This window comes from Paenibacillus sp. B2(2019), from assembly GCF_008370385.1.
Classification (GTDB): Bacteria; Bacillota; Bacilli; order Paenibacillales; family Paenibacillaceae; genus Paenibacillus_AQ.
Genome location: NZ_VTZR01000017.1, coordinates 102,138 through 128,511, shown reverse-complemented (window position 1 = coordinate 128,511; position 26,374 = coordinate 102,138). Strand labels below are relative to the sequence as shown.

Annotated in this window: 24 protein-coding genes and 1 riboswitch; of the genes, 1 reads left to right on the top strand and 23 read right to left on the bottom strand. The window is 44.4% G+C overall.

Features of this window, described 5'->3' with window-relative positions:
* Positions 1-178: 178 nt before the first annotated feature.
* The 16 genes from aroF to metA form a co-directional block, all read right to left on the bottom strand.
* Entirely contained in the window at positions 179-1,225 is a 1,047-nt protein-coding gene (gene aroF / locus PAENI_RS14950; RefSeq protein ID WP_042186231.1) for a 3-deoxy-7-phosphoheptulonate synthase, read from the bottom strand.
* A 263-nt stretch (positions 1,226-1,488) separates the two neighbouring features.
* A complete protein-coding gene (locus PAENI_RS14945) occupies positions 1,489-2,445 on the bottom strand; it encodes a 4-hydroxy-3-methylbut-2-enyl diphosphate reductase (protein ID WP_149645838.1) in 957 nt (318 codons plus the stop codon).
* Positions 2,446-2,505: 60 nt separating this feature from the next.
* Positions 2,506-3,951: a sensor histidine kinase gene (locus PAENI_RS14940; RefSeq protein ID WP_149645837.1), complete on the bottom strand. Its 1,446-nt coding sequence runs from the start codon at positions 3,949-3,951 to the stop codon at positions 2,506-2,508.
* A 1-nt stretch (position 3,952) separates the two neighbouring features.
* A complete protein-coding gene (locus PAENI_RS14935; RefSeq protein ID WP_042125657.1) occupies positions 3,953-4,642 on the bottom strand; it encodes a response regulator transcription factor in 690 nt (229 codons plus the stop codon).
* A gap of 107 nt (positions 4,643-4,749) precedes the next feature.
* On the bottom strand, positions 4,750-6,414 hold the full coding sequence (locus PAENI_RS14930) for a S1C family serine protease (RefSeq protein WP_149645836.1): 1,665 nt from the start codon (positions 6,412-6,414) through the stop codon (positions 4,750-4,752).
* A 600-nt stretch (positions 6,415-7,014) separates the two neighbouring features.
* The gene (locus PAENI_RS14925; protein WP_042186223.1) at positions 7,015-7,668 is read right to left on the bottom strand and encodes a response regulator; all 654 of its coding nucleotides are present in this window, start codon (positions 7,666-7,668) and stop codon (positions 7,015-7,017) included.
* Between the two features lie 3 nt (positions 7,669-7,671).
* On the bottom strand, positions 7,672-8,748 hold the full coding sequence (locus PAENI_RS14920; protein WP_042186220.1) for a HAMP domain-containing sensor histidine kinase: 1,077 nt from the start codon (positions 8,746-8,748) through the stop codon (positions 7,672-7,674).
* Complete coding sequence (liaF, locus tag PAENI_RS14915; RefSeq protein WP_149645835.1) at positions 8,749-9,828, bottom strand: cell wall-active antibiotics response protein LiaF; 1,080 nt, start codon at positions 9,826-9,828, stop codon at positions 8,749-8,751. It abuts the gene before it with no gap.
* 246 nt (positions 9,829-10,074) lie between these two features.
* Positions 10,075-10,218, bottom strand: coding sequence for a hypothetical protein (locus PAENI_RS31840; protein ID WP_156114753.1), 144 nt, complete (start codon positions 10,216-10,218; stop codon positions 10,075-10,077).
* 176 nt (positions 10,219-10,394) lie between these two features.
* Positions 10,395-10,961, bottom strand: coding sequence for a 3D domain-containing protein (locus tag PAENI_RS14910; protein WP_410477471.1), 567 nt, complete (start codon positions 10,959-10,961; stop codon positions 10,395-10,397).
* A 415-nt stretch (positions 10,962-11,376) separates the two neighbouring features.
* Complete coding sequence (thrS, locus tag PAENI_RS14905; RefSeq protein WP_149645834.1) at positions 11,377-13,314, bottom strand: threonine--tRNA ligase; 1,938 nt, start codon at positions 13,312-13,314, stop codon at positions 11,377-11,379.
* Between the two features lie 498 nt (positions 13,315-13,812).
* Positions 13,813-13,980: a type II toxin-antitoxin system antitoxin gene (locus PAENI_RS14900; RefSeq protein WP_042186214.1), complete on the bottom strand. Its 168-nt coding sequence runs from the start codon at positions 13,978-13,980 to the stop codon at positions 13,813-13,815.
* An 11-nt stretch (positions 13,981-13,991) separates the two neighbouring features.
* Entirely contained in the window at positions 13,992-14,834 is an 843-nt protein-coding gene (locus PAENI_RS14895; protein WP_042186213.1) for an SPFH domain-containing protein, read from the bottom strand.
* A gap of 206 nt (positions 14,835-15,040) precedes the next feature.
* Entirely contained in the window at positions 15,041-16,177 is a 1,137-nt protein-coding gene (gene mqnC / locus PAENI_RS14890; protein WP_042125644.1) for a cyclic dehypoxanthinyl futalosine synthase, read from the bottom strand.
* Between the two features lie 267 nt (positions 16,178-16,444).
* Positions 16,445-17,617: an aminotransferase class I/II-fold pyridoxal phosphate-dependent enzyme gene (locus PAENI_RS14885; protein WP_076284218.1), complete on the bottom strand. Its 1,173-nt coding sequence runs from the start codon at positions 17,615-17,617 to the stop codon at positions 16,445-16,447.
* A gap of 36 nt (positions 17,618-17,653) precedes the next feature.
* Complete coding sequence (gene metA / locus PAENI_RS14880) at positions 17,654-18,574, bottom strand: homoserine O-acetyltransferase MetA (protein ID WP_076284219.1); 921 nt, start codon at positions 18,572-18,574, stop codon at positions 17,654-17,656.
* Between the two features lie 113 nt (positions 18,575-18,687).
* Positions 18,688-18,818, bottom strand: a riboswitch (SAM riboswitch).
* Positions 18,819-19,216: 398 nt separating this feature from the next.
* On the opposite strand from metA, the gene corA reads away from it, so the two are divergent.
* Entirely contained in the window at positions 19,217-20,152 is a 936-nt protein-coding gene (gene corA, locus PAENI_RS14875) for a magnesium/cobalt transporter CorA (RefSeq protein ID WP_042125638.1), read from the top strand.
* A gap of 82 nt (positions 20,153-20,234) precedes the next feature.
* Here corA and PAENI_RS14870 read toward each other — a convergent pair whose 3' ends face one another.
* The 7 genes from PAENI_RS14870 to PAENI_RS14840 all read right to left on the bottom strand — a co-directional run bounded on the left by PAENI_RS14870 (position 20,235) and on the right by PAENI_RS14840 (position 26,326).
* On the bottom strand, positions 20,235-21,251 hold the full coding sequence (locus PAENI_RS14870; RefSeq protein ID WP_149645944.1) for an HRDC domain-containing protein: 1,017 nt from the start codon (positions 21,249-21,251) through the stop codon (positions 20,235-20,237).
* A 211-nt stretch (positions 21,252-21,462) separates the two neighbouring features.
* Complete coding sequence (locus PAENI_RS14865; protein ID WP_262495617.1) at positions 21,463-22,344, bottom strand: ROK family protein; 882 nt, start codon at positions 22,342-22,344, stop codon at positions 21,463-21,465.
* 262 nt (positions 22,345-22,606) lie between these two features.
* Positions 22,607-23,533: a 5'-3' exonuclease gene (locus PAENI_RS14860; RefSeq protein ID WP_149645832.1), complete on the bottom strand. Its 927-nt coding sequence runs from the start codon at positions 23,531-23,533 to the stop codon at positions 22,607-22,609.
* Between the two features lie 308 nt (positions 23,534-23,841).
* The gene (locus PAENI_RS14855; RefSeq protein ID WP_042186196.1) at positions 23,842-24,216 is read right to left on the bottom strand and encodes an arsenate reductase family protein; all 375 of its coding nucleotides are present in this window, start codon (positions 24,214-24,216) and stop codon (positions 23,842-23,844) included.
* A gap of 180 nt (positions 24,217-24,396) precedes the next feature.
* Positions 24,397-25,386, bottom strand: a complete 990-nt coding sequence (locus PAENI_RS14850; protein ID WP_149645831.1) for an RluA family pseudouridine synthase — start codon at positions 25,384-25,386, stop codon at positions 24,397-24,399.
* A 1-nt stretch (position 25,387) separates the two neighbouring features.
* A complete protein-coding gene (locus PAENI_RS14845; RefSeq protein WP_042186191.1) occupies positions 25,388-25,954 on the bottom strand; it encodes a cob(I)yrinic acid a,c-diamide adenosyltransferase in 567 nt (188 codons plus the stop codon).
* Between the two features lie 183 nt (positions 25,955-26,137).
* Complete coding sequence (locus PAENI_RS14840) at positions 26,138-26,326, bottom strand: aspartyl-phosphate phosphatase Spo0E family protein (RefSeq protein WP_262495626.1); 189 nt, start codon at positions 26,324-26,326, stop codon at positions 26,138-26,140.
* Between the last annotated feature and the right edge of the window lie 48 nt (positions 26,327-26,374).

Here is a 26,374-nt window from a genome sequence, read left to right as displayed (position 1 = left end):
CGTCAATGCTTATGTCAGGTATTTCTTTCAGCAATGTAAGATATTCTAACGCTTTCGTGAAATCCATTATTTTCGCTAATATTCATAACATTTCTAACTTATCCAATAGCAAAGAAGCCCTACTATCCCGATGTACCGCGGGTTTAGAGGACTTCCAAGGTTGTTATATTCTTAAAAATTATAGCGCCGAAACGGTTTCTGGCGAAGTTGAAAACTTACGTCCAACAATCGGAGCAAGCTTTTCTAGATCCTTAAGCAGATTATCGAACTGCTCAGGGAATAACGATTGAACACCGTCACCTGTCATAGAATTGTCCGGATCTGTGTGCATTTCGATGATTAGACCATTTGCACCAGCTGCAACCGAAGCTTTAGCCATAGGTTCAACTAACTCACGACGTCCAGTGCCGTGACTTGGGTCAGAGATTACCGGAAGGTGGCTTAAGCTTTGTAGAACCGGAATAGCCGATAGATCCAGCGTATTGCGTGTGTAAGTCTCAAATGTACGAATACCACGCTCACAGAGCATTACATCCTTATTTCCGCCTGCCAAAATGTACTCCGCTGCATTGAGCAATTCATCATAGGTTGCACTGAAGCCGCGTTTCAGAAGGACAGGTCTTCCACAAGTACCCAGCTTGCGCAATAAATCAAAGTTCTGCATGTTCCGTGTACCGACCTGGAGGATGTCAGCATGCTCTGCACAAATATCCACATACTCTGGTGTCATAACCTCTGTAATGGTTAATAGGCCATGACGCTTTCCTGCTTCAGCCATCATAGTCAAACCTTCTACACCTACGCCTTGGAAGCTGTATGGACCTGTACGGGGCTTAAACGCGCCTCCACGCAGTACCTGAGCACCTGAAGCTTTAACCAGACGGGCAATCTCATCAATCTGCTCTGGAGACTCAACGGCGCATGGTCCGCCCATAATCACCAGATTCTCTCCACCAATCTTCACACCCTTGATATCGATAATGGTATCCTCTGGATGGAAATCACGGCTAGCTAGCTTATAAGACTTGGAGATCTTTACGACGTTCTCCACACCCTTCATTTGCCGCAAATGCTCTGCAAGCTTTGGAGTGACACTTCCTACTAAACCGATAACAGTGTGATCTGCACCTTTAGAGAGATGTACTTGGAGGCCCTCTTTTTCGATAACTGCAATAATATCTTTAACCTGCTCTTCTGGCGTTTGATTGGATGTAATGACGATCATTTTAATAACTTCCTCTCTACACTTAAAATTTATAATAATTTCGCTCAACACACTCGCACTACGACGCGTGTTAGCTTTTAAGCTTTTATGCTTTTATGCTTTTAACCGATAAAGCGATTTTACTCTAAAAATCCTTTACCGTCAATCCTATTTCCTGATTTATAAGATGAAACCGCTTTTTCTAAATAGAAAAGCGCGTAACCTCGATAGACGAGGTTACGCGCTTTTGTCCTAAAACAAATATATAAGTTCGCTTACAGCGCTTAAGTAGTACTTGCGCTCTTATTCTTAACCGGAGGAAGTAATTTCGCCATATTCACTGTACGTTTGATCTCCCATGTCTCGGGATTCTCGGAATCATACTGCTCCAAATAATTAATAACTTCTTTGGTAATTGGTGTAGGTGTAGACGCGCCAGAGGTAACCCCCACAATATTTACACCCTTCAGCCAGTCGGTGTTTAGTTCTGAGATATCAGAAATCCGATGAGCAGGAACACCTGCGATCTCTTCCGACACCTGTGCCAGACGATTAGAGTTGTTGCTTCGTGGATCGCCAACGACAATCACTAGATCGCATTGACCCGCCTGTTCCGCTACAGCCTCTTGACGCACCTGCGTAGCCATACATATCTCATTATGCACTTCAGCACCTGGGAAGGTCTCTAGTAGCTTTTTCATAATATTTTTAATGTCCCACTGGCTCATAGTGGTCTGATTCGTAATTACAATCCGTGAAGAAGGAATGGATAGAGTTGCAATCTCATCTTCTTTTTCAATTAAATGCACATGCTCTGGCGCAATGCCGACAGCACCTTCCGGTTCCGGATGGCCTTTCTTGCCGATATAAATAACCTCATAACCGTCATCGACTTTCTCCTGAATGAGATCATGCGTCTTTGTCACATCAGGACAGGTAGCATCGACCGTAGTCAATCCTTTATCCCTAGCCATCTTGCGTACCTCAGGTGAAACTCCGTGAGCAGTGAATATAACGGTTCCACTGTCTACTTTATCGAGAATATCCAGACGGTTATGACCGTCCAAGGTAATAATTCCATCGTCCTCAAACGAATTCGTAACATGACTATTATGAACAATCATGCCCAGTATATAAATCGGCCGGGGAAGATCGAGATTTTGCGCAGCCTGCCGTGCCATTACCATAGCATCGACTACTCCGTAACAATATCCCCGTGGAGAAATTTTAATGACTTCCATGACTTCACCAACTTTCTGCTTTCGTTGACTTCTGTAATAGGACACACTTTAAATTATACCCTATTCCAGCGGCGGAGCAAAGAGAAGCGGCAACCAGATCACAAAAGTAGTTCCTTCGCCTTGGCGTGTAACAACTTCCACAGACCCACCATGCTCGTCAATAATCCATTTAGCAATGGATAAACCAAGCCCAATTCCTTCTGTAATTCCACGTGATTCATCTGCACGATAGAAACGGTCGAAAATATATGGAACCTCATCTTTATCCATACCTATCCCCGTATCGGTGATCCGAATACCAACCTGATTCTGATAGAAAATCGTATCTAAACTTACCTCACCAGAAGGCGTGTATTTAAAAGCATTATCAATAAAAATAAATAACATTTGTTGTAAATAATCTTTATTACCCACAACATATTTTCCATTTAAGACGGACATATCCCCTGTAACCCACTCCGCTTGACGAGGCAGGAAGGATGCCCTACGCGCGATCTCAGTCATCATTGGTTCCAGTGCCACCGGCTCTATCTCGAAGGTTCGCCCTGTATCAGCACGAGCGAGCGAGAGCATATCTGCTACAAGTCGGCTCATTCGCTTAGACTCGTCCGCGATATCCTTCACCGATTCCATCGAGAGCTGGCGAATTTCAGCCTCGCTCATCTTCCCTTCGCCCGGCTCCAGCTCCCATACTTTTTGCAGCAGATCGATATTCCCACGAATGGTTGTGAGTGGTGTCCGAAGCTCATGTGAAGCATCCGATACGAAACGACGCTGAGCCGCATACGAATCCTCAAGCTCTGTGTAGAATCCTTCCATACGCCCAAGCATACTGTTAACGGTCTCAATAAGTCTTCCTATTTCGTCTGGAGGTCCATCATATTCAATACGGGAGCTTAGGTCATTCCCCGTCTGAATCCCATTTGCAGCTTCAATCACTTTTCCAATAGGACTCATCGCTTTACGTGCCAGGAATAAACCAAAGGTAAATGCCGCGATCAAGGTAGCAAAAGAACCGACAAGCAATATATTTTTCAAACGCTCCAAGAGCTTATTCTGCTCATTCACATAGGCAGCGACTTGTAATACAGCCACTGGATTATTATTATAATGCTCTATTTCGATAGGCATCTCGTAGATCAAAAACTGATTGCCGTCCACAACAACATTACGAAATCCTTTTGCAATTTTATCTTTAGCAGGATAATCAAATCGTAGGCCAAAGTTAATCATATTTGTCGATTGTGACAAGCTTTTGCTGCCATAAGTATAAATCTGCGTATATAAATTGGAGTTTTCAGGACCGACTCCGCCAAGTTTCAGCTCACCATTGTAGCGATCAACGCTAAATAAAAGTTTCGTTTGCTCAGATTGCACTTTCAGACGATCCTTCAAGTCCCCATACGTATTAAAATAGACAAAACCGTAAATTGCGGCTGATAAGGCCAGCAGCATAACGGCCAAAATCCCTGAATACCAAGCAGTCAGCCGCAATCTTATAGACATGTTAGTTGTCACCTCTTAGAATGTAACCGGCACCCCGGATCGTTTGAATGAGGCGTTTACCGCCATGCTCCTCCGTCTTTTGGCGTAGCATAGCTATGTATACCTCAAGTACATTAGATTCACCGCTGTAATCATAACCCCATATTTTATCCATGATCAGATCCCGCGAAAGCACCCGTTTCGGATTCTGCATAAAGAGATGTAGCAGCTCAAATTCCTTCGCTGTCAGCTCTAGTCTCTTGCCGGCGCGTGTCACTTCACGTGAATCCACATCCAAGGTAATATCCTCGTAAGTAACCGCTTGCTCACTGCCGCCACTTTGCTCACTCTTACGCCGAAGCAATGCTCGCACACGTGCAAGTAATTCTTCCAGCGCAAAAGGTTTAACTAGATAATCATCCGCACCTAGATCAAGCCCTTTCACACGATGCTCAATTTCATCCTTGGCCGTAAGCATTAGAACAGGCACATTACTGCCCCCTTCACGCAAACGACGACAGACTTCAAATCCGTCTACCTGAGGCATCATAACATCCAAAATCACCACATCCGGATCGCTGCTTAGGATTGCTCGTAAACCATCCGCTCCATTCACCGCTGTCTTTACATCGTAGCCTTCAAAAGCTAACCCCCGGCGCAGCATGGAGATAATTTTTTCATCATCATCAATAATAAGAATATTCGGTCGCATCAAGCAGCCCCCATTGTTCATTTCTATTTATTTATATTGTAGCAGTCACACCATGTTTAGACAAAAAACGGAAGGGTTGCCCCTTCCGCGTTATTCACCGTCCGGTGTTATTGCTGCTGACTTTGCCCAGTAGTCGTATCAAAATCATTTTTGTTGCCGATTGTTACGGAAAGATCCATGTTTTTACCATCGCGCACCACATTCAGCGTTACTTTGTCACCGACTTTTAACGTTTGAATGAAAGCGATCAGATCTTGATTTGTTGCATATTTTGTACCATTTGCACCTGTAATAATATCGTAAGGGCGCAAGTCAGCGGCATACGCTGGCGATTTAAAGATAATGTCTGCAACTACAGAACCTTCTTTAATATCCGTGCCCATTTGCTTAGCTACTTCATCTGTAATCGTCATAAGCGTTGCACCAATGAATGGTACGGGTTCTTTTGGAATCGCTTGGTTCGCTTCGAGTTTATCTACGACTTCTTTAATCGTATTCACAGCGATAGCGAAACCTATACCTTGGGAATCTGTGCTAACAGCTACGTTCATACCAATTACCTGTCCATTCATATTGAGCAACGGACCACCGGAGTTACCAGGGTTGATAGAAGCATCCGTTTGCAGCAGGTTTTTGTAGTTGCGTGTTCCACTACCGTCTTCTTCGTTGATATCGATGCTGCGTCCTTTTGCACTAAGAACACCAGAGGTTACTGTATGGTCGAAGCCTTGCGGGTTACCGATAGCAACCACTTCTGAGCCTACTTTCAAGCTATCCGAATCTCCCAGAGCAACTGTAGGGAAATCAGTATCTCCTTCAATCTTCAGTACTGCCAAATCCAGATCTTTGCTAGAACCTAGCAATTTTGCTTCGTAAGGTTTGGTCACGCCATCCACTGTAACTTGGATGACATCGGCATTTTCAATGACGTGCTGATTGGTCAAAATATATCCGGATTTCTCATAAATGAAGCCTGTTCCAATTCCATAAGGGATGAGCTGCGATGAAGAATTTGAACCTGACTTCGAGTCCTGCTCATTTTGTGAAGAACCACTTCCACCGTATTGATCCCCGAAGAAAAATTGAGAGAACGGATCACTCAAATTCGGACTGGATGAACTTCCATTACGTGAACCGGATTTCACTAGCGTCTCAATCTTGACGACTGCTGGTCCAACCGCATCAACTACGCCAGTCACATCACGAGACCCTTTCACCAATGATGTAGTGGTAGTATTAGGTGTAGTACTAGCACTCTCATTCGTCGTCTTCGCCGTTCCATTCGATCCTGAGCTTGCAATGGTTGTTGCATCCCCTGTGAACCAGTTGCCTCGATCTGCCATGAACATAGAACCTGAGAGAACGACCATACCCGCTAAGAAGGAAACAAATATAGTTTTCACTGAGCTTTTTGGCTTTTTATTAAACTGCCAGCCACCGCCACCTTCAGAACCACCTCCGCCGTTTCCTCCACGTCCACCGCCATTACCATCGAAGCCTGTACTGCGATATGAACTGTTATATGGGAGTTGTTTTACAGGCTGTGGAGGTGTAATCTCGACCCGCTCCGGCTCCATCCGGTTGTAATGCTGAGCACTTCCGTCTACGTTACTTTCATCTTTGTTCAATGATTTAAATGGTCCATAAGAATAGTAGTATGACGATCCGGATTCGGATGACTGATTATTATTGCTATTATGGTTATTATTGTCCCAATCCCGATCTGGTGCTGGTCCATTGTCTCGATTAAAGTTGTTTTTGTTATCGTCCATGTTTATTTACCTCCTGCATCCTGTCGCCTGACAAGGATTAATTTGTTTTCTTGTTTCTTATTTTGTACTTTAAACCTTAAGGTCACATTAAAAACAATTTAAGCGGAGATAAAAGATATAGGCAAATAGACGTTATTTGGTTCAAAAGGCGCACGCTGTTGGTCGGGACTGGTTTTCAGGCTACACCGCTGTTGAAATCATGTTCCTATGAATTGACCCTCCGGGTGGAACATAATTTCAAAGGCGGACGTAAACTTTTCGCTCTGATACCCAATCCCTAGGCAGGGAAGTAAAAAAGAAGCTCGGGCGCGGAAAACAACGCGGCCCGAACTTCCAACATACAACCTAGAACAAAATCCTAGAACGTCGTCCATGAACGAAGTCCAAGAACAAGGAACAAACAACGATCAATAATTATAGGGAAAAACTCCCTATAATTAACCAAAAACCACAAGAAATCAAGATTTAAAGGGAATACCTCCCTATAATTCTCAGCAACATAGCTATTTATGAGAAAAACAAGGAATTTATACGGAGGATTTCCCTATAACTTACTTTTAAGCACCCATAAACTACCCCAAATCATCTTGAACAACTAACCTAACCCTGAGCCCAACCCTTCCGATGAGCATAAATAGCCAACTGGGTTCGATCATCCAGCTCGCATTTCATCAGCAGGTTACTGACATGAGTCTTCACTGTCTTGATGCTGATATGTAGTTCCTCGCCGATATCCTTATTGGTCTTGCCCTCAGCAATAAGTAGTAGGACCTCCTTCTCACGCTCCGTCAAGCCGGAGGAATCACCTTGCACGGTACGCTGGCGAATGCCGCGTGTCAGCGCTTGCGATACATCACCAGTCATAACTGGCATACCGCGAAATGCGCCTTGCAGTGCGTAGATCAGTTCCTCTGCCGATACGGTTTTGAGCACATAGCTGACTGCTCCAGCTTCTATAGCGTCCACGACGAGGTCATCCTCTAAGAAGCTGGTCAAGATAACGATTTTGAGACCAGGAAATTCCGATAGCACTGCACGAGTAGTCTCCACACCATTCATCACAGGCATCATCAGATCCATTAGCACGAGATCGGGTAAACCTTCATGTCCGCCAGCACGCAGCATCTCCAGCGCTTCCTGTCCATTTGCTGCTTCTCCTATAACCTCAAACGTCGGCTCCAGCATCAGATATGTTTTAAGACCCATCCGCACCATATCATGATCATCCACGAGCAACACTCTTATGACGCTCATGCTCTATTCCTCCTCGTCCTCTGTATCTGTTCCTAATGCTCTTTTTTCCTCTAACTCAGAGTTCCCTTGCACAAACTTAGGGATATGTACGCGTATGGTCGTTCCCGCACCCTTACGGCTAATAATCTCCACTTGTCCACCCAGTTTCTCCGCACGTTCGCGCATGGTGGTAAGACCATACGAACCCTGTTTTTGCTGTATATGTTCAAAACCTTGACCATCGTCGCTAATACTCAGCACAACCTGTCTTGACCCTTCACGCAGTGATAAACTGACCAGTCTAGCTTCAGCATGCTTCACAATATTCGCCATAGCCTCCTGGATAATCAAGAATAGCTGATGTTCAATAGCCTCAGATAATTCTCCTTGCAGCTCAAGCTCCTTCATTCCTTTTAAGCCGTTCTGGCGGCAATAATCTGGGAACCATTTTTCCAGTGCTTCGAAAAGATTCCTGCCTTCCAGCTCCACCGGTCGTAACTGTGCAATAAGTGCTCTCATCTGCTTTTGTGCCATCTGTGACATTGCAATTAACTGATCCATTACCAATTGACCTTGAGCTTCATTAACCTTCAGCACTTTAGGCAGCGAAGAAGCCGACATATGGATGGCAAAAAGCTGTTGGCTCACCGTATCATGCAAATCCCGGGCCATACGCCTTCTTTCCTCCAACACCGCACTCTCCGCTGCCTGTTCCTTCTCAATAACCTCTTGTTCACCCAATCGCTGCAGAAGCTGCATCTTGTTCTCAACCGTATCCATCATGACATTAAATTCATGGTACACTCTCGCAAAAGACTGGTCATCACTCTCTGGCATACGTACGGACAGATTCCCTTTTGCCACCTGCAGCATATTTAGATCCAGATGATCAATCCGGCGCTGAATGCGCTGACCTGCCATATAGCCGATTACAACAGTGAACAACACGATCCCAAGACATAAGTACAGCCACATGCGATAATCCATTACTTCGATATACCCAAGGCAAGTGCCTGCATACATCAACCCCGCGCTTACGGCTCCAGTGAGCAAAAAGTAAAACAACAACAACCATTTGGTATTACTAAAGATTGTTCCCATCTAACCCACCGTTTTAACTTTAATGTCACCTATAAAAGCACTTACGTTAATGCGGACTTTTTTGCCCGCTTCTTTATAATAAGGCGTCTTGCATTGAACACTGCTCATAAATCCACTCCGAGACTGATCCAGAACTTCCATATCGCCGATAAATGAACTACTGTTCACTGAGATCCCAAGATCCATATCATTCGGAATGTACACCTTGATGTCGCCTATAAAAGCGGAGATATTAATTTTCGTTTCTCCATAAGCAATTTGCGCGTTCGTCAGATCCAGTACAGTATCACCTATAAACTGCGAGACATTTGTGTTCTTCAGTTGGAAATGCTCGCGACCCATGTGGACATCCCCAATAAAAGCAGAGCGATTGGTTGACTCCTTGTTGTTACTCTCTGTCTCATGGAACTCCTCATGCCATTCCCCATGTCTTCTAGCATGACGCTCATGACGTTCCTGACGTCTGCGCTCATGACGCTCCTGTTTCTCCTGCCAACGTGATTCAGCGGTGGACTTAAAAGCTCCAGTTCCGTCCTCATCTTCTTCTTCATCTTTTTGCAGATTAATATTCCAGTCTTGCCCACCAGAAGGTTTGCCGAATTTCTGCTCGAATTGTTCATCTAGCGTGGAATCCAGCGGCTTTGGCGGTTCTACATCCAGCGAGCTTTTTCCTGGAGGAAAGTAATCAGGTGGTGATGGTGGTGATGGTGGCACTGGTGGTACAGAACCTCGTGGTTTAAAAATCACATAAAGACCGCCGCCAATCAGCATGATTGGAATGAACATTTTGAAAAAATCCCCGGCTGAAATATCGAACCAGTCCAAATTTCGTCCAAGGAAAAACACTCCGATCGCCAGAAAGAAAAAACCGCCGATAGGTGAAGATCCGCCTTTTTGATGTTCGTCTCCCGTACCCAGGAGTCGCTTCATCCCCATGAGGATCAAGATAACAGGCCAATAATTTGAGATTAAATAACCTAAGCTGAAATCGGTGTAACCCAACTGTCTAAGTAGAAACATGGCTCCAATCCCTATCAGGATCAAGCCGCCAAAAATCTGACTTGTGAACCTTCTTTTCATATTCCATTTCCCCTTTAAATTAGTGGAACGCTCTCTTCTTCAATCTTATAGCCTTAGTCTACAGGAAGGAAGCGCTCATAAACAGCGGCGAGAGAAGGAACTTCCACTCAGTCTCTAGACGGAGACGAATGGGGTAATATTCCATTTACTTCATTATATATGAAATATAAAAAAAAGACCGCCCCTCAGTTATAAACTGATTTGGGACAGTCTCTTTATTCAGCAGTCTTCAGCTTCAGTAGCGCATTATTGTTGCGGTTTCTGAGCTGGTTTAGAAGTATTTCCACTTTGCTTAGTTGTGCCGTCATTCTCAACAGCAAACTCAGCATTGTATTTTTCATTCGGTGTTTTGTAGTTTTCTTGAACTTTAGATTTTTTATTATTAGCCACGGAATTCACCTCCCTTATCCCTTATGCAGCATAGATAATGCTTACTAAGAGAAAATCTCGGATGAGGCTAATGCTCTGCCCCAGTCCGTATTATGGCAAGGTGATGTCACTATTATGCATGACCAAGTGAAATTAAGTTCAATCCACCAAATTCATTGAAGTATAACCGCTATATCTTAAATGGATTCTTCCAGCAGGGATTGCGGTACAGCATTGTAAGTCTCAATCGCCTGAGTAAGCTTCTTCAGCATCACTTCTGTACATGTACCGTTTCCTCGCTTAATGAGCTGAACTACAACTGATTTTTTGCCCCATTCCTTATACACCTGTTTCGTAGTAGCAAAATACAAATCAATCTTCCGCCCTTTAATGGCAGATCCTGTATCAGCGACGATGCCGTATCCATAACCAGGTATATAAAGTATACTCCCTAACGGGATTACCTTAGGGTCAGCAGCAATAGTCGAGACTGTGTTCTTATCTCTACGTACTTTAACACCTGAATAGGTGACTCCGTATTCGGGATGTTTAGATGTTTTACCTGTTGATTCATAACCCGCAGTATAACCCGTCGCCATCACTTTCATTGAAGTAATAATCTGGTCAGGAGCTGGCGCAGCTACAGGAACCGAATTCGGCAATTTTGAAGAGCCTGTACCCCCACTCCCTTTGGTAGTTGGAGCTTTAGTGCTCTGTGGTGACTTTGTAGCTACTGGTTTATTTTTTGTTGTCGCAGGAACGATCGGTACGCTGGAATATGGCTCGTTTGATAACAAGGTAGCACGTCCAGTGGTGAGAATAGCTTGTTGATCTTTGGTTCTCATTGAACCTGAGATAGCCTGAGTATGTTGCAATTCGTTCGAAAGCGTTTTGCTAATATCTGTGTGCTGTAATGTGTCTCCTGTCCCATTGGCCACAACTGCTTGATGCTTGGATTCAGGAATGATACCTGCAGCAGTCAACAGTAGGACTAGTGTGACGAAAAGACACCAAAACCTCTGAAATATGCCCATTTTGTTCATGTGATAAACCTCCCCCTTATTAGCGAAGGTTTCCCGATTCACAAAATTTTATACATAAAGATCAATTTTCGATCCTTACGGGCATATGACAGAGGTCGTTATTAGACGTACTTTTGGTGTTGATTATTACAAGTAATTAGGAGATTACACGATCTGCAATTTCCTGAGCCAGCAGCTCAATAACTTCTTGAAGCGGCTTAGCTCCCATATCGCCTTCTCCACGCTTACGGATGGAAACTGTCTCGGCATTCATCTCATTCTCGCCAACTACGAACATGTATGGTAGCTTCTCCAGCTGAGCTTCACGGATCTTATAGCCAAGCTTCTCATTACGCAAATCTGCCTCTGCAGAGATACCACGGCGACGCAGCTTGTCTGTAACTTCCTTAGCATAATCGTCGAAGGCAGTCGAAACAGGAATAACTTTAACCTGCTGTGGAGATAGCCAAAGCGGCAGTGATCCTGCAAAGTTCTCTAACAAGAAAGCAACAAAGCGCTCCATAGTACCTAAAATACCGCGGTGTAGAACGACTGGACGGTGTTTCTGACCATCGTCACCGATATATTCCAATTCAAAGCGTTCAGGCAGCAAGAAGTCGATCTGTACAGTGGAGAGAGTTTCTTCTTTGCCTAGTACAGTCTTGATCTGCACATCCAGCTTAGGACCGTAGAAGGCAGCTTCGCCTTCTGCTTCGTAGAATGGCAGACCAGCTTCTTCTACAACTTCACGCAACATACGCTGTGCAGTTTCCCACATTTCGTCATTAGCGTAATATTTCTCAGTATCCTTAGGATCACGATAAGACAACCGGAAACGGTAGTCATTAATACCAAAGTCACTGTATACCTGTTTAATCAACTCGATTACACGAATGAACTCGCCTTTAATTTGATCCAGACGGCAGAAAATATGGGAGTCATTAAGAGTCATCGAACGCACACGGTGCAAGCCAGTCAATGCTCCTGACATTTCATAACGGTGCTGGATACCCAGTTCAGCAATACGGATCGGCAGATCACGATAGCTGTGCATGGAGCTCTTATAAATCATCATGTGATGCGGGCAGTTCATTGGGCGGAGAACAAACTCTTCATTATCAATAGTCATTTTAGGGAACATGTCCTCTTGATAGTGCTCCCAGTGTCCAGATGTTTTATATAGTTCAACATTACCAAGAACCGGAGTATATACATGCTGGTATCCTAGACTTGCTTCCAGATCCACAATGTAACGTTCCAGAATACTGCGCAGTTTAGCACCCTTAGGCAGCCAGATCGGCAAGCCTTGGCCTACCAATTGATTAAATGTGAAGATTTCAAGCTCTTTACCCAGCTTACGGTGGTCGCGTTTCTTCGCTTCTTCAAGCAGACGAAGATGCTCATCGAGCTGCGCTTTTTTAATCCAAGCTGTACCGTATACGCGTTGAAGCATTTTATTCTTGCTATCGCCGCGCCAGTAAGCACCAGCTACATTCATCAATTTAAAGACTTTGATCTTAGAAGTCGACGGTAAGTGTGGTCCCCGGCACAAGTCGAAGAATTCGCCTTGTTCATAGATCGAAATCACACTATCTTCAGGCAATGCTTCAATTAGTTCAAGTTTGTAAGGATCGCCTAGCTCACCGAATATTTCCAACGCTTCCTTACGGCTAACTTCCTTACGTACGATTGGAAGGTTCTCAGAGACAATGCGATCCATTTCCTTTTCAATCTTTAGCAGATCCTCAGGATTAAGCGGATGTTCCAAATCCATATCGTAGTAGAAGCCATCTTCGATAACAGGACCTACACCAAGCTTAACTTCCTTTGTTCCATATAAACGTCTTACAGCTTGCGCCATCAAGTGGGCAGTACTGTGACGCATAACTTCCAAGCCTTCAGGTGAATCCAAAGTTACGATTTCTATCAATGCGCCTTCCTCTAGCGGAGTGGACAGATCCACGACAATACCATTCAATTTCCCTGCCACCGCGTTCTTGCGAAGTCCACTACTAATAGAAGCCGCTACATCTTCAATATTGCTACCTTCTGCGTATTCCCGAACGGAGCCGTCCGGAAGTTTAATACTTACCATTTTAATTTCCTCCTTCATTTCCTTAAGCCAAACAATAATTTTAATTTTTTCGAAACGGAAATATCCACGCATACAAAAAACGCCCGTCCCGCAAAGGGACGAGCGATTACACCCGTGGTTCCACCCAAATTCGATTCTCTCAATCTGCTCTTAAAGCAGAGTCGAGTCAGAATCCTTCGTAAGCATGGAATAACGACCATGAACCGGCGGTTCTTACTATCCCATTTCAGGGAATTCATAACCGCAGCTACAAAGGGGTAAATCGATAGTAGGATACCGGAGGAAATTACAGCCTATGTTCCCTCTCTCTGATACGGTCCAGAACAATCCATTCATATCTTTGTCAAAGCTGTTAACGTGAATTATGGAGTAATTATAAATCTGTCCTCTCTGACAGTCAAGTCTGTAGAGGGGGCAAAATTTTGTAAACCGCGGAAACAGTCACCTACACGGACAGGTCTGCAGTCAGGAAATAGCGCTAGAACTGTCCTTAACAGGTTACTCTTCTCGGCGTTTCCCAGGTAAGCGGCCTGCACGTTTCAAAGACTCACGCAGCAAGTATTCGATATGTCCGTTTACACTGCGAAATTCCTCTCCCGCCCAACGTTCCAACGCCTCATGCAGATCCGGATCGATCCGCAATGGAAAGCTTTTCTTGGCCGCCATGATGCACCGCCTTAATACAACGAGCCGGCGTTAATGACCGGACTCGCTCCGCGCTCCGACACGATCGCCACCATCAGATTATTAATCATGGCCGCTTTACGTTCTTCGTCAAGCTCCACTACACCGCTCTCTTTAAGCTGTTTAATCGCCATATCGACCATGCCAACTGCACCTTCAACAATGATTTGACGAGCAGACAGAATGGCAGAAGCTTGCTGCCGCTGCAACATGGTGCTGGCGATTTCTGTTGAATAAGCCAAATGTGTAAGCCGGGCTTCAATGACTTCTACACCAGATAAGGACAATCGCTCTTGAAGCTCAGTCGCTAACTCTTTAGCAATTTCATCTGCATTAGCACGCAGGGACATCCCAGATTCATTGAAGTTATCATAAGGGTATTTGCTGGCCACATGACGCAGCGCCGTTTCACTCTGAATCTCTACGAAAGCCATATATTTATCTACATCAAAGAGGGCTTTAGCGGAGTTAATCACCTTAAAGACGATAACTGCAGCAATTTCAATCGGATTACCTTCAACATCATTGACCTTGAGCTTCACACTGTTAAAGTTACGAACGCGTAGGGAAACCGTCTTACGTACGCTGAACGGAATAACTGCGAACAGTCCACTCGTTGCAATAGTCCCTACATATTTGCCGAAAAAGGTGACTACAACCGACTTATTAGGTTGTACAACCGTAATACTCGTACATAGTATTGCTGATACAACGAACAGAATGACTGGTACTGCAATATACTCCTGAACAGCACCATAGATTCCACCAGCCAAACAAACTGCAATTAATGCGATAACCCAAAATCCGCTGACAGGACGAAGCGTCTTCTCCTTCATAAAAAAGCACCCCCATAAGATATTTTTTTGATATGATTATGATATCACTTTTGGATAATAATGTGTATACAGAAATGTAATAAAATAATGAATTTATGTTCACAGGTAAAATAAACCTTCGAAATCTTAACCATACAAAAAACGCTTGCTGCTCAATCATCCACTAAACGGATTAACGAGCAACAAGCGTTGATTTAATTTATATATTAGTTCTGCATAATGAAATCATTATCAATCTTAGCATTAGCATCATCGAACACGCGCAGAATATCGTAGCGTGTATTCCGCTGTGCCGGGATTTTGCCTGCTTCGCGGATCAACTGAGTAATCGATTCGATATTGACCTTGTAGGTCGCGCCCGCAGAAGATACTACGTTTTCTTCAATCATCGTACTGCCGAAATCGTTGCAGCCATATTGAAGGGAAAGCTTGCCGACCTCTGGTCCCATTGTTACCCAAGAGGACTGGAAGTTCTTAATGTTGTCTAGAACAAGGCGACTTATGGCTACCGTCTTCAGATATTCTTCAGGCGTTTGTCTATCCAGCTTCAGGTTAGTATTGTCCGGTTGGAAGGTCCAAGAGATAAAGGCCAAGAAACCCTCTGAATCGTATTTGTTGGCAATACACTCGTCCTGAGCCTCACGCACACGAAGTAAGTGCAATGCCCGTTCTTCCATACTTTCACCAAGTCCAATGACCATCGTTGCTGTCGTATTCATACCGATCTTATGCGCTGTCTGCATTACGTCCATCCACTCGCGCCATGAGCCTTTAAGTCGGCTGATCTTGCGGCGTGTGCGATCATCGAGAATTTCCGCTCCCCCACCTGGTAATGAATCCAGGCCAGCAGCATGGATTTCACGTACAACTTCCTCGAGCGATAATCCAGACACTTCTTTCATCTTCATAATCTCAGCAGGAGAGAAGGAATGCATTGTAATCTCAGGAAAACGTTGCTTAATTCCGCGAAGTATATCGGTATAATAGCTGAAAGGAAGATTTGGGTTCGTACCGCCTTGCATCAGTATTTCTGTACCATTTACAGCGATAGTCTCAGCGATTTTTTGGTAAATCGTCTCATCCGGCAATACATAACCCTCATCAGAGCCCGGTCTGCGATAAAATGCGCAGAAACGGCAGTAGACATCACATACATTCGTATAGTTAATATTACGACCAATTACAAACGTGGCCATCGGGTCTGGATGCCAGCGTTCCATTATGGTGTTTGCAGCTGCACCCATTTTCTCAATTTCGTTGCTCTCGAACAGTCGGATGGTATCTTCCAATTGGAGACGTTCACCCCGTAGGGCTTTGTCCAAAATAAGATCTATCGCACTCATCGTTCGCATCCTCCTTCTAAACCCTTAGGGGTATGGTAGAATCACAAAATTACAGGAAGAAAAAACGTTGTCTCTTTTTCAAGGTGACAACCCTTTCTCATACAATTGAACAGTTCATTTCCTCATCGTATCACAATCTGAACAGCTTGAAAAATGCTTTTACATTCTTCGCAAATTCCTATCCAGAAGAAAAGCAGCATCGCACTAAGCGATACTGCTAGTTATACTCTATTTCTCCACTAACACTCGATTGAACATTTCTTCCTGTTACTTGGACTCAATTTCTGCCCTAGCGGCTTCTAGTGCTTGGCCAAGATCAGCAATCAAATCCTCTGCATGTTCAATACCGACGGAGAAGCGCAGCAAACGATCATCTACACCCACAGCATTTCGAATCTCCACAGGAATATCAGCATGTGTTTGTACAGCCGGATAAGTCATAAGTGACTCTACGCCGCCCAAGCTTTCTGCGAATGCAATAAGACGAATATGACGAAGAAGTGGCTCTACGTATCTGGCATCTTTTAATTTGAAAGAAAAAATACCGGTATTGCCTGAAGATTGGCGATTCTGGATTTCATGTCCTGGATGATCAGGCAATCCTGGATGGAACACTTCCGCAATCGCTGGATGCTCTAATAAGTAGTGAGCGATCGCTAGTGCATTGCTTTCGTGACGCTCCATACGCAGCGCCAATGTCTTCAAGCCTCTCATCAACTGATAACTGTCTGTTGGTCCGAGCACGGCGCCAATAGAGTTATGTAGAATAGCTAGTTCAGCTGATAATTCTACACCCTTGGATACAATCAGGCCTGCCAGTACATCATTATGACCACCCAAATACTTAGTAGCGCTATGAACTACAATATCCGCACCTAATTCTATAGGCCGTTGGAAGAATGGTGTCAGCAGCGTATTATCTACAATGCTAAGTAATCCATGGTGACGTGCCCAAGTACACACGGCTTCAATATCCGTGATCATCATAAGTGGGTTCGTTGGCGTTTCAATAAATACAGCTTTCGTATTTGGACGACGCGAAGCTTCCAGTGCATCCAAATCATTCGTGTCTACATAAGAAGCAGTGATTCCAAACTTGGACATAATCCGTTCCAACAAACGATAGGTACCGCCGTAAAGATCCAGCGAAACGATCAGATGATCGCCTTGAGCGAACAAGGTGAGCACCGTTTGTATCGCTGCCATCCCTGAGCTACAAGCAAATCCTGCATCTCCAGATTCCAGTTCCGCAGCTGCATTCTCAAGCACTGAACGGGTCGGACTCTTGGTGCGGCTATAATCAAACCCTGTGCTCTGACCGAGTTTTGGATGACGAAATGCCGTTGCATTATAAATCGGAAAATTAATTGCTCCTGTGGCAGGATCTTCTTGAGAACCTATTTGAGCCAGTCTACTTTCAATCCTAAGTTTGTCATCCATGATTAATGCCTCCTAATTTATATTGTAGCGCTATTATTAATAAACAATCGGGTCGATATCATAAGGCGTTTCTTGATATACATAGTAATTGAGCCAGTTAGAGAATAATAAATTGGCATGCGCACGCCACACTGCTGGAGGTGTACGTTCTGGATCATCTTTAGGGAAGTAATGTTTCGGCAAAGCCATCTCCATCCCTCTAGACACATCACGGTCATATTCCCATTTCAAGGATAGGGGATCGTATTCGGAATGTCCGGTCACAAATATTTGTTTACCGTCGTTTGTAGCCACTAGATACATACCAGCTTCTTCGGATTCCGCCAGAATCTGCAGATCTGGGTTATTCTCAATATCTTCACGGGAGACATCGGTATGACGAGAGTGTGGTACATGGAATACCTCGTCAAAGCCGCGCAACAGTTTAATGTTATTTTGATTAATCGTATGAGCGAAGACGCCAAAACATTTCTCAGGCAATGCCACTTTACGAACACCAAAATGATGATATAAGCCTGCCTGTGCCGCCCAACAAATATGCATGGTTGAAGTCACATTGTCCTTGCTCCATTCAAAAATCTCTTTCAGTTCTTCCCAATACGATACTTCCTCGAACTCCATTTGTTCTACAGGAGCACCTGTAACGATTAAACCATCCAAACGGCGGTGGCTGATCTCGTCAAAGGTTTTGTAAAAGCTCTTCAAATGTTCAGCAGAAGTATTCTTGGAAATATGGGAACGCGGATGCAATAAAGTAACATCAACTTGTAGTGGCGAATTTCCAATTAAACGCAGCAATTGAGTCTCTGTCGTCTCTTTAGTCGGCATGAGGTTCAGAATAGCAATCCGTAGTGGACGGATATCCTGATGGAAAGCCTGACTTTCGTCCATCACAAAAATATTTTCTCCGGATAGTACTTCTTTCGCCGGTAAACTGTCGGGAATTTTAATTGGCATTGTCTTTCCACTCCTTAGCTGAATTTAGTTGTTTTGCCGCACTGCGGCTTGCTGAACATAAAAAGACCTTCCTCGGAAATCGAGAAAGGTCATATCTACAGTCATATGCGCCTCTCTCATCTGCCAGAATGTTCCTGAAAACGATTAGACGTCTGCAGAAATTCCGCAAGAATTAGCACCGTGCGTTTACACGCCGGTTGCCGGGTTTCATAGGGCTAGTCCCTCCACCTGCTCTTGATAAGATTTAGCTGTATTCAATTAAATTACTTTAAAATTCACTTTAAATCATGAACCTCCTTTTCGTCAAGTCCATACAATGCTGAAGAAGCCTCAAAATCACAATAAATTTGCTTGAAAGAGGCATACTCCGTTGTTATACTAGACAAGTATTTCATACCTGAACGAAAAGAAGAGGTGAGAAGAAGGATGGAAGGCGACCCGAGCTCGCAAATATGTGTACAGAATGAGCAACCACACAGGATAATCATCAGCTTGCCGGCGGCGGGAGCAGTTCTTCTTCATGCCCTCGAAACGTCATTTGGCCCTATGTATTGATTGTACCGCCGGCCAAGCTGATTTTTTTCTCTGTGCTTAATTTAGCAGTCCCTAGTGAAGACCTGGGGATAGGAGGAGTGAAATCAGATGAAAATCCGGCTGGTAAATGCAGGGGTTTTTACACCTATTGATGAAATTGATGAAACACTAACACCCCCAACGGAAGGGTTCTATTGGATTGACGCCGATGTTGAGGATTTGGAGCTGCTTCAGCCCTTGTTCAACCTACATGATCTTGCTGTTGAGGATTGCCTTAGCGAAGAGGATCAGCGTCCAAAGATCGAAATATACGAAAGTCACTACTTTATAGTTGTAAATAGCATCCGCTTTGACGATGAAGAAATTTTCCTACGGGCACTCAATGTATTCCTTGGAAGACATTACATCATCACTGTCACGAAACAAAAGATCAATGAACTACGAATCCTGAAGCCTATGCTCTGGGAGCAAGAAGTAAGTGAACCGGATATGTTCCTTTACTTGCTAATTGACCTTGTCGTTGATAACTATTTCTCCGTCGGCGACCGAATTGAAGCTCGGATTGAGAAGCTGGAAGAAGATATCCTCATGCATACCAAAAAGTCACATCTTAGTGAAATTATCGGTCTGCGAAGTGAAATTCTATGGTTGAAGAAAATGCTGGGGCCACAAAAAGAAGTGATTAATACCCTAAATAAAAAAGACCTCCGTCTGATTGATGATCAGCTTCAGAAATATTTTAGCGACATTTATGAAAATGCGGTTAAAATATCTGAAACCTTTGAGACGTATCGCGATCTCATGGGCAACTTACGAGAGGCATACCAATCCAGTATCGCCAACCGCGCGAATGAAATTATGAGAGTATTTACTGCGATCACAACAATATTCATGCCCCTGACCGTAATTACCGGAATCTACGGTATGAACTTTGATCATATGCCCGAGCTTCATACGAAATATGGCTATTATGGCGTTATAGGCGTTATGTTGACGTTAGGCTGTGGGATGCTGTATGTTTTCCGCAAGAAGGAATGGCTATGAAACGAACCGGACGAATAAGCAAGACGAAGGCCCTGTAACCGTAAGGTATAAGGAAGCCTTCGTCTTTTTGGTATGCGCAAATTTAAAAGCTGGTCGCCATGCCCACTTTATGCGTTTGCTCTCGACGGAAACGGATGCGTATCAATCGCAGACGCTCATAATAAATATCCAATCCTTCAGCAGCAGAAAAATCGTCACCATACACCTTATGTAACACCGGTTTTAGGAAAAGATCCCCGAGCTCCACATAGGCATTCCATATCGCATCCTGCTCATTCTGCGGCATATTGCCAAGCTCTACATGGATCAGCTTCTCGACAGAATAACCTTCTCTTTCTAGCTCCTCTACCGCTTCAATCAGTTCACGCCGGTTCACTCCACTATTCACCTTAAGCTGTTCCAAGCCCAACCCATTCTCGATCCCCTGTAGCAAAATCCTCCGCAAGCGCAGTCGTTCTAGCTGCTTCTTATATTTGACTTCTTTCTGTTTATAAAGCCAAGATACGAAAGACTCCTCTTCAATTACTTCATTCACCCAATTTAGAGGGAAGGCATGTTCCCTTGCCACCGCAGTAGTTATAGCCAGCCAATCAGCCCCAAACTGTGCTATCTTGCCTTCTCCCACACCCGGAATTTGCATCAGTTCCTCTGGCGTATGCGGTAGAAATGTACTTAACAAGCGCAACAGACGATTACTGGCGAGAATATAGGGCGCCTTCCGTTCACTCGAAGCCTTACCACGGCGCCAAGCACATAACTCTTCATAAATGGCTTCATTCCCATAATGTTCGCTGTAATATTGAAGCTTCAGCTGCTCCTGATTACGTCCAGTAAGACTATCCTCCTCGTGGAATATCCCATCGATTAAGGGTCGATAGCCATCTCCCATCTTCACTGCTAGCTCATGCCTGTATACACAGAGCATCTCATTCCATGAACCACCTTCATACCACAAATTCTCAATGTAATTCTCCCCACCTGAAAAATCACGCCAGCCCAAACTCCAGATCCCCTCTTCCTCTCCAATCCACAACTGGGCGTACACCTCTTGATCCACTCCAGATATTCTGGATAAACGGTTCATAAACACAATTTGCATATTCATCCCTACCTTTCTCAACATTACAGCAAGCACAATAACCTTCCGGGAAGAGCCTCCTTCGGAGCGAACAAATCCTTTCTCAATCAGACCCCGAACGCAAAAAAGCACCTCTCTCACGATAAACGCGAAAGAGGTGCTCCCTCATTAAATGCTATACTGTTAGATCCTAGAATACCATATATTACCGAACAGTCAATGTCTTTTTATACTAGTTTCTAGCTAGAGCTAATGTAGCCAATCCAATCGCTCCAGCAAGCCCTGCATTGTCTCCAAGACCTGGTGAGACAACATAATTATCGATGTCGACATTAAGCGATGAATGTTGAACATATCCGCTCAATAACTCTTGCAGCTTAGTGCGAATCAACGGGAATAGGTGGCTTTGCTTCATAACACCACCGCCCATTACGATTTTTTGAGGAGACAGAATCAGCACATAGTTCATGAGTGCATGTGCAAGATAGTGAGCTTCCATTTCCCATGCCGGATGGTCCACTGGTAGCTCTCCTGCCGGTTGTCCCCAGCGTTTGCCGATCCCCGGACCTGCGGCTAATCCTTCAAGACAATCGCCATGATAAGGACAGTAACCCTCAAACGTATCCTCTGGATGTCTACGAACTAGAATATGTCCCATCTCAGGATGTGACAATCCATGGACCATCTGGCCGCCAACAACCGCTCCTGCTCCAATGCCTGTCCCAACCGTAATATAAAGACAGCTGTCTAGACCTTTAGCTGCTCCCCATTTACTCTCCGCAAGCGCTGCACCATTCACATCCGTGTCAAAGCCGATCGGAACGTTAAATTGCTCAACCATTGTGCCTACCAGATTATATTGTCCCCAGTGAGGTTTTGGTGTCGTTGTTATGTAACCATAAGTAGGGCTGTCCAGTACGGGATCAATTGGTCCAAAAGATCCGATTCCGAATGCTTCTACATTTTTCTCTTTAAAATAGTCTATTACTAGTCCCATCGTTTCTTCCGGTGTTGTTGTCGGAAAGCTAACTCGGTCAACAATGGTACCGTCCTCATAACCAATCCCACATACAAATTTTGTTCCGCCTGCTTCAATCGCTCCCAATAGCTTCACAGCAATTATCTCCCTTTCTCTAGTTAGAAGTTGAAACGCTACCCATACACAAATAAATAATATCATTAAAAAAAGCAATCACCAGCCCTAATTATACGTCGAATGAAGCGCTATCACAACATGTATAAATGCCTTTGGCGTCCTTTTAAGGACGGTAGCGTTTAAGAGAGAAAGATAAGGATAATGTATAGTGTGAAACTTATACGTTCTTATAGTTTAACAAAACACCCTCCATGCATCTTTGCATGAAGGGTGTCTGATCTTAACCCAAATCGCCTAACTCAATCTGTACAATTCCCCGTTCGTCCTGCACCTCAGCAATCAAATGCATCAAGCTGCCGAACTCTAGCTCCTGAAATTTGCGCGCAGCTGTTTCCCGCTGTAGTTGCCACAAGGCTTCCGTCAGCTCACAGACCACTGGTACATCGCAACGGATTTCCGCTAACTCTCGCGATAAATGCAGCATATCCAGATCTGCTTCGATTTTGGTACGCACACCTTTAGGGAGCAGATGCAGATTCTCAATTACACCTTCAACTGTTCTGTATTCGGTCAGCAGTTTCAGCGCAGTCTTCTCACCAATCCCTTTTACGCCGGGATAATTATCACTGGTATCGCCCATAAAGCCTTTCAGGTCAATCACTTGTCTAGGGGTTAGACCCTTTTCCTCCAGCAATTCTGCAAGGTCATACACTTTATAGTTAGAGCGTCCCTTTTTCATAATGACGACCTTAACATTCTCATCAATGAGCTGAAGCATATCATGGTCACCCGTCAAAATATATACCTCAGAGTTTTCACTGTAACAAGAAGCCAGCGTACCAATGCAATCATCCGCTTCATAGCCTGCAAGTCCAATGTTCGGCACCCCAAGCTCAGCTACTACATCTTTTACTAGATCGAACTGTGGAATCAGCTCTAACGGGGCTTCAATCCGATTCGATTTGTATCCATCGTATTTCTCGGTGCGGAACGTTCCTTTGCCCATATCCCAGCAGCATACGACGTGAGAAGGCTCAAATGTGCTTACTGCATCGAAAAAATACTGCAAAAAACCATACACCGCATTCGTCGGCAATCCAGCTTTTGTCTTGCGAATATATCCTCCATAAGAGGTCGCATAAAAGGCCCGGAACAGCAGAGCCATTCCATCTACAAGCATTACACGGCCCGTTGTTTCTGCTCTCATGTATAAACCTCTCCCTTAATCGTTCATTGTATTGTTATTAAGCGCTTGTCCATGTTATTGCACAAAGAGTATTCTATCAGAAAATACTTGATCTGATAAGGGATCATATAGTTACACATATGGGAGCTTATTCTTATCCTTTGAAATTAACAAGTAAAAACACCATCGGTGCCCTTGCAAGGGCGGTAAGCTTAAGCGAGAAATATAAGTATATTATAGAATCTTGGTCTTTTGTGATTTTCCTAGATATCCAAAAAGGGATGCCACAACAGCCATGAAATGACTGTTGGGACATCCCCTTTACGGATTTATACTTTGGAAGTATTGGTCCAAGCTTCAGCATATTGATCTTCTTTAAAGCCTACCGTAACTTTAACACCATCAGTGACAATCGGACGTTTATTTAGCATACCATGGCTCGCGAGCAGCTCAAGCTTCTCCTGCTCACTAAGCTGTGCCATTTTGTCCTTAAGACCCAATGCTTTATAGACTTCACCACTTGTATTAAAAAACTTTTTCAGTTCAAGTCCGCTATTGGCCAGCAATTCACGCAGCTCCTCAACGGTAGGTGGCTGTTCTGCGATGTTTTGAAGCTCTAGCTCATGACCTTGAGCTTGTAGCCATTTTACTGCACTGCGGCAGGTGCTGCATTTTGGATATTGATATACTTTTAGTTTGCTCATGTTGTTCTCCTTTAATGGTAGTGATGAGTGCGCTACGCTGGCAAATTATTCTTCCGATCGCTGTTATCCTCGGATTTCTTGATTTAGTCCGCTTGTTGCGGATGAAATCCGAGGATAAAGGCGAACACTCCGTTTCTCCAGAACCAATTCGCCCTCTGGCTAACATCACTAAGATAATTTTTACCTCAAATTCGCTTTCGGGCCTTGCTCCAATACGTTCTCCAAGGCCGCCATATCAGGCGGCAAAGGAGCTTCAAAGATCATTTCCTGCAGCAACACCGGATGCTTGAACGTCAGACGCACCGCGTGCAGTGCTTGACGCGGTATGGAGGCATCTAGTGCTGTAACGGACTCCAACTGTTCACTTTGAGTTAAAGTCAATTCCGGTAGATTATACAGCTCATGACGATACATGCTGTCACCAATCAAAGGACAGCCGATAGAGGTCATGTGGACCCGAATCTGATGAGTACGACCACTCTCCAGCTTCAGTTCAACTTTTGAACCTTGTGCGTATACGGTTTTAACCTCATACCGAGTCAGAGAAGGATAACCATCCGGTGTCACGATACGCCGATGCGGCTCCTCAGGATCACGGTCAATAGGTCCGTCGATATCGCCGAAAGGCTCCACAGGAGCCCCATGAACAAATGCAGCATAACGTTTGTCCACTGTACCCGCAATCATCTGCTCAGAAATATGCTGATGGCTATACGAATTCTTGGCGATGACTAACACACCGGAGGTTTCCTGGTCCAGACGATGGACGGGTCGAAAGCGGAAACGTTCATTTTTTTGCGCCCAATAATGAACTACTCCGTTAGCCAGCGTGTCAGTGTAATGTCCGTGTGTGGGATGCACGATGATCCCTGCTGCCTTGTTTACTACGAGCAGATGCTCATCTTCAAATAGAATTTCAAAGGGAATCGGCTGCGGTAAAATATCATCCGAAGTCTCTGTTTCCATGCGAATCTGTACAATATCGCCTGCCTTAACATGTACGCTGATATAAACACGCTCTCCATTTAATGTAATCCCTTGTTCTGTTTGCTTAAGGCGTGACAACAATTTACGTGAGACATCCATCCGTTTATGCAGGATCGTCTTCAGCAACCAGTCATCCTCTTCTGGCGGTATAATGTAAGTAATTGGTGAATAATAGCTAGTCATATTAGTCTCGGAACACCTTTTTACTGCGAATGTATTCTACATCAGTAATCCCTGCCCGTGTATTAGCCGTCCTAGCCAGCGCAAAGAAATAATCGGATAACCGGTTCAAATAAATAACCGCTTCCGGGTTAATGTCTGCATTTCTTCCAAGTGTAACTGCCCGGCGTTCCGCCCGGCGGCAAACCGTACGGCACACATGTAGAACCGAAGCCAACGGACTGCCCCCAGGGAGGATGAATTTTTCTAGTGGTGGATTCTCTGCTTGAAGCTCATCAATCCAGCCCTCCAACCGTTTAGCCATCTCACTTGTTACCATATATTGACCACCATCACCTAGCTTAATAAAAGCCAGATCGGTTCCGCAATCGAATAGCTCATGCTGAATTTCCAGCAGCTGCTCGCGTACATCATCAAACTGATCGTCCTCCATCAGGCTCCTTGCCTGACCTACAAAGCAATTCAGTTCATCGATCGTTCCGTAAGCTTCAACTCGGACATCGTCCTTACCAACCCGGCCGCCAATCACTGAAGTTTGACCCGCATCACCCGTGCGTGTATAGATCACCATGGCTTACTCCTCCTATCCATTCTTCAAATCACATAATGCTAGTTTAAGCTTTCTTATATAAAAATGGCAAATGAAGAGTATAGGCATATTCTCTCCAAGTGTGACTGCAATGTTGCGATATGTGAGCTTAAAGGAACAACAAAAAGAGGACCCTAGGGTCCTCTTCAACAGCATGTAGCGACGTTATTTTCCAACTGGACGCCCCTTCATGTATTCATTTATCTTGAGATCCAGTAAACTGCTAATTTCAATCACATTATCTGAAGTGAATGATTTTTCCTGCAAAAAAAGCTGCTCCATTTTGCTACGGAGTATTCTAATTTCATCTTCCAGAGAGAGCATGCGAGCAGAAGCATCACCCTTGGGGGACAGTTTCCCACTTCCAGAAAAACACTGCCCTCCATAGGAAGGTAAGTAATA

Coding starts and splice junctions, on each gene's coding strand:
- aroF (WP_042186231.1), bottom strand. CDS start 1,225: ATGATCGTCATTACATCCAATCAAACGCCAGAAGAGCAGGTTAAAGAT.
- PAENI_RS14945 (WP_149645838.1), bottom strand. CDS start 2,445: ATGGAAGTCATTAAAATTTCTCCACGGGGATATTGTTACGGAGTAGTC.
- PAENI_RS14940 (WP_149645837.1), bottom strand. CDS start 3,951: ATGTCTATAAGATTGCGGCTGACTGCTTGGTATTCAGGGATTTTGGCC.
- PAENI_RS14935 (WP_042125657.1), bottom strand. CDS start 4,642: ATGCGACCGAATATTCTTATTATTGATGATGATGAAAAAATTATCTCC.
- PAENI_RS14930 (WP_149645836.1), bottom strand. CDS start 6,414: ATGGACGATAACAAAAACAACTTTAATCGAGACAATGGACCAGCACCA.
- PAENI_RS14925 (WP_042186223.1), bottom strand. CDS start 7,668: ATGAGCGTCATAAGAGTGTTGCTCGTGGATGATCATGATATGGTGCGG.
- PAENI_RS14920 (WP_042186220.1), bottom strand. CDS start 8,748: ATGGGAACAATCTTTAGTAATACCAAATGGTTGTTGTTGTTTTACTTT.
- liaF (WP_149645835.1), bottom strand. CDS start 9,828: ATGAAAAGAAGGTTCACAAGTCAGATTTTTGGCGGCTTGATCCTGATA.
- thrS (WP_149645834.1), bottom strand. CDS start 13,314: ATGGTAAGTATTAAACTTCCGGACGGCTCCGTTCGGGAATACGCAGAA.
- PAENI_RS14900 (WP_042186214.1), bottom strand. CDS start 13,980: ATGGCGGCCAAGAAAAGCTTTCCATTGCGGATCGATCCGGATCTGCAT.
- PAENI_RS14895 (WP_042186213.1), bottom strand. CDS start 14,834: ATGAAGGAGAAGACGCTTCGTCCTGTCAGCGGATTTTGGGTTATCGCA.
- mqnC (WP_042125644.1), bottom strand. CDS start 16,177: ATGAGTGCGATAGATCTTATTTTGGACAAAGCCCTACGGGGTGAACGT.
- PAENI_RS14885 (WP_076284218.1), bottom strand. CDS start 17,617: ATGGATGACAAACTTAGGATTGAAAGTAGACTGGCTCAAATAGGTTCT.
- metA (WP_076284219.1), bottom strand. CDS start 18,574: ATGCCAATTAAAATTCCCGACAGTTTACCGGCGAAAGAAGTACTATCC.
- corA (WP_042125638.1), top strand. CDS start 19,217: ATGAAAATCCGGCTGGTAAATGCAGGGGTTTTTACACCTATTGATGAA.
- PAENI_RS14870 (WP_149645944.1), bottom strand. CDS start 21,251: ATGCAAATTGTGTTTATGAACCGTTTATCCAGAATATCTGGAGTGGAT.
- PAENI_RS14860 (WP_149645832.1), bottom strand. CDS start 23,533: ATGAGAGCAGAAACAACGGGCCGTGTAATGCTTGTAGATGGAATGGCT.
- PAENI_RS14855 (WP_042186196.1), bottom strand. CDS start 24,216: ATGAGCAAACTAAAAGTATATCAATATCCAAAATGCAGCACCTGCCGC.
- PAENI_RS14850 (WP_149645831.1), bottom strand. CDS start 25,386: ATGACTAGCTATTATTCACCAATTACTTACATTATACCGCCAGAAGAG.
- PAENI_RS14845 (WP_042186191.1), bottom strand. CDS start 25,954: ATGGTGATCTATACACGCACGGGTGATGCGGGTCAAACTTCAGTGATT.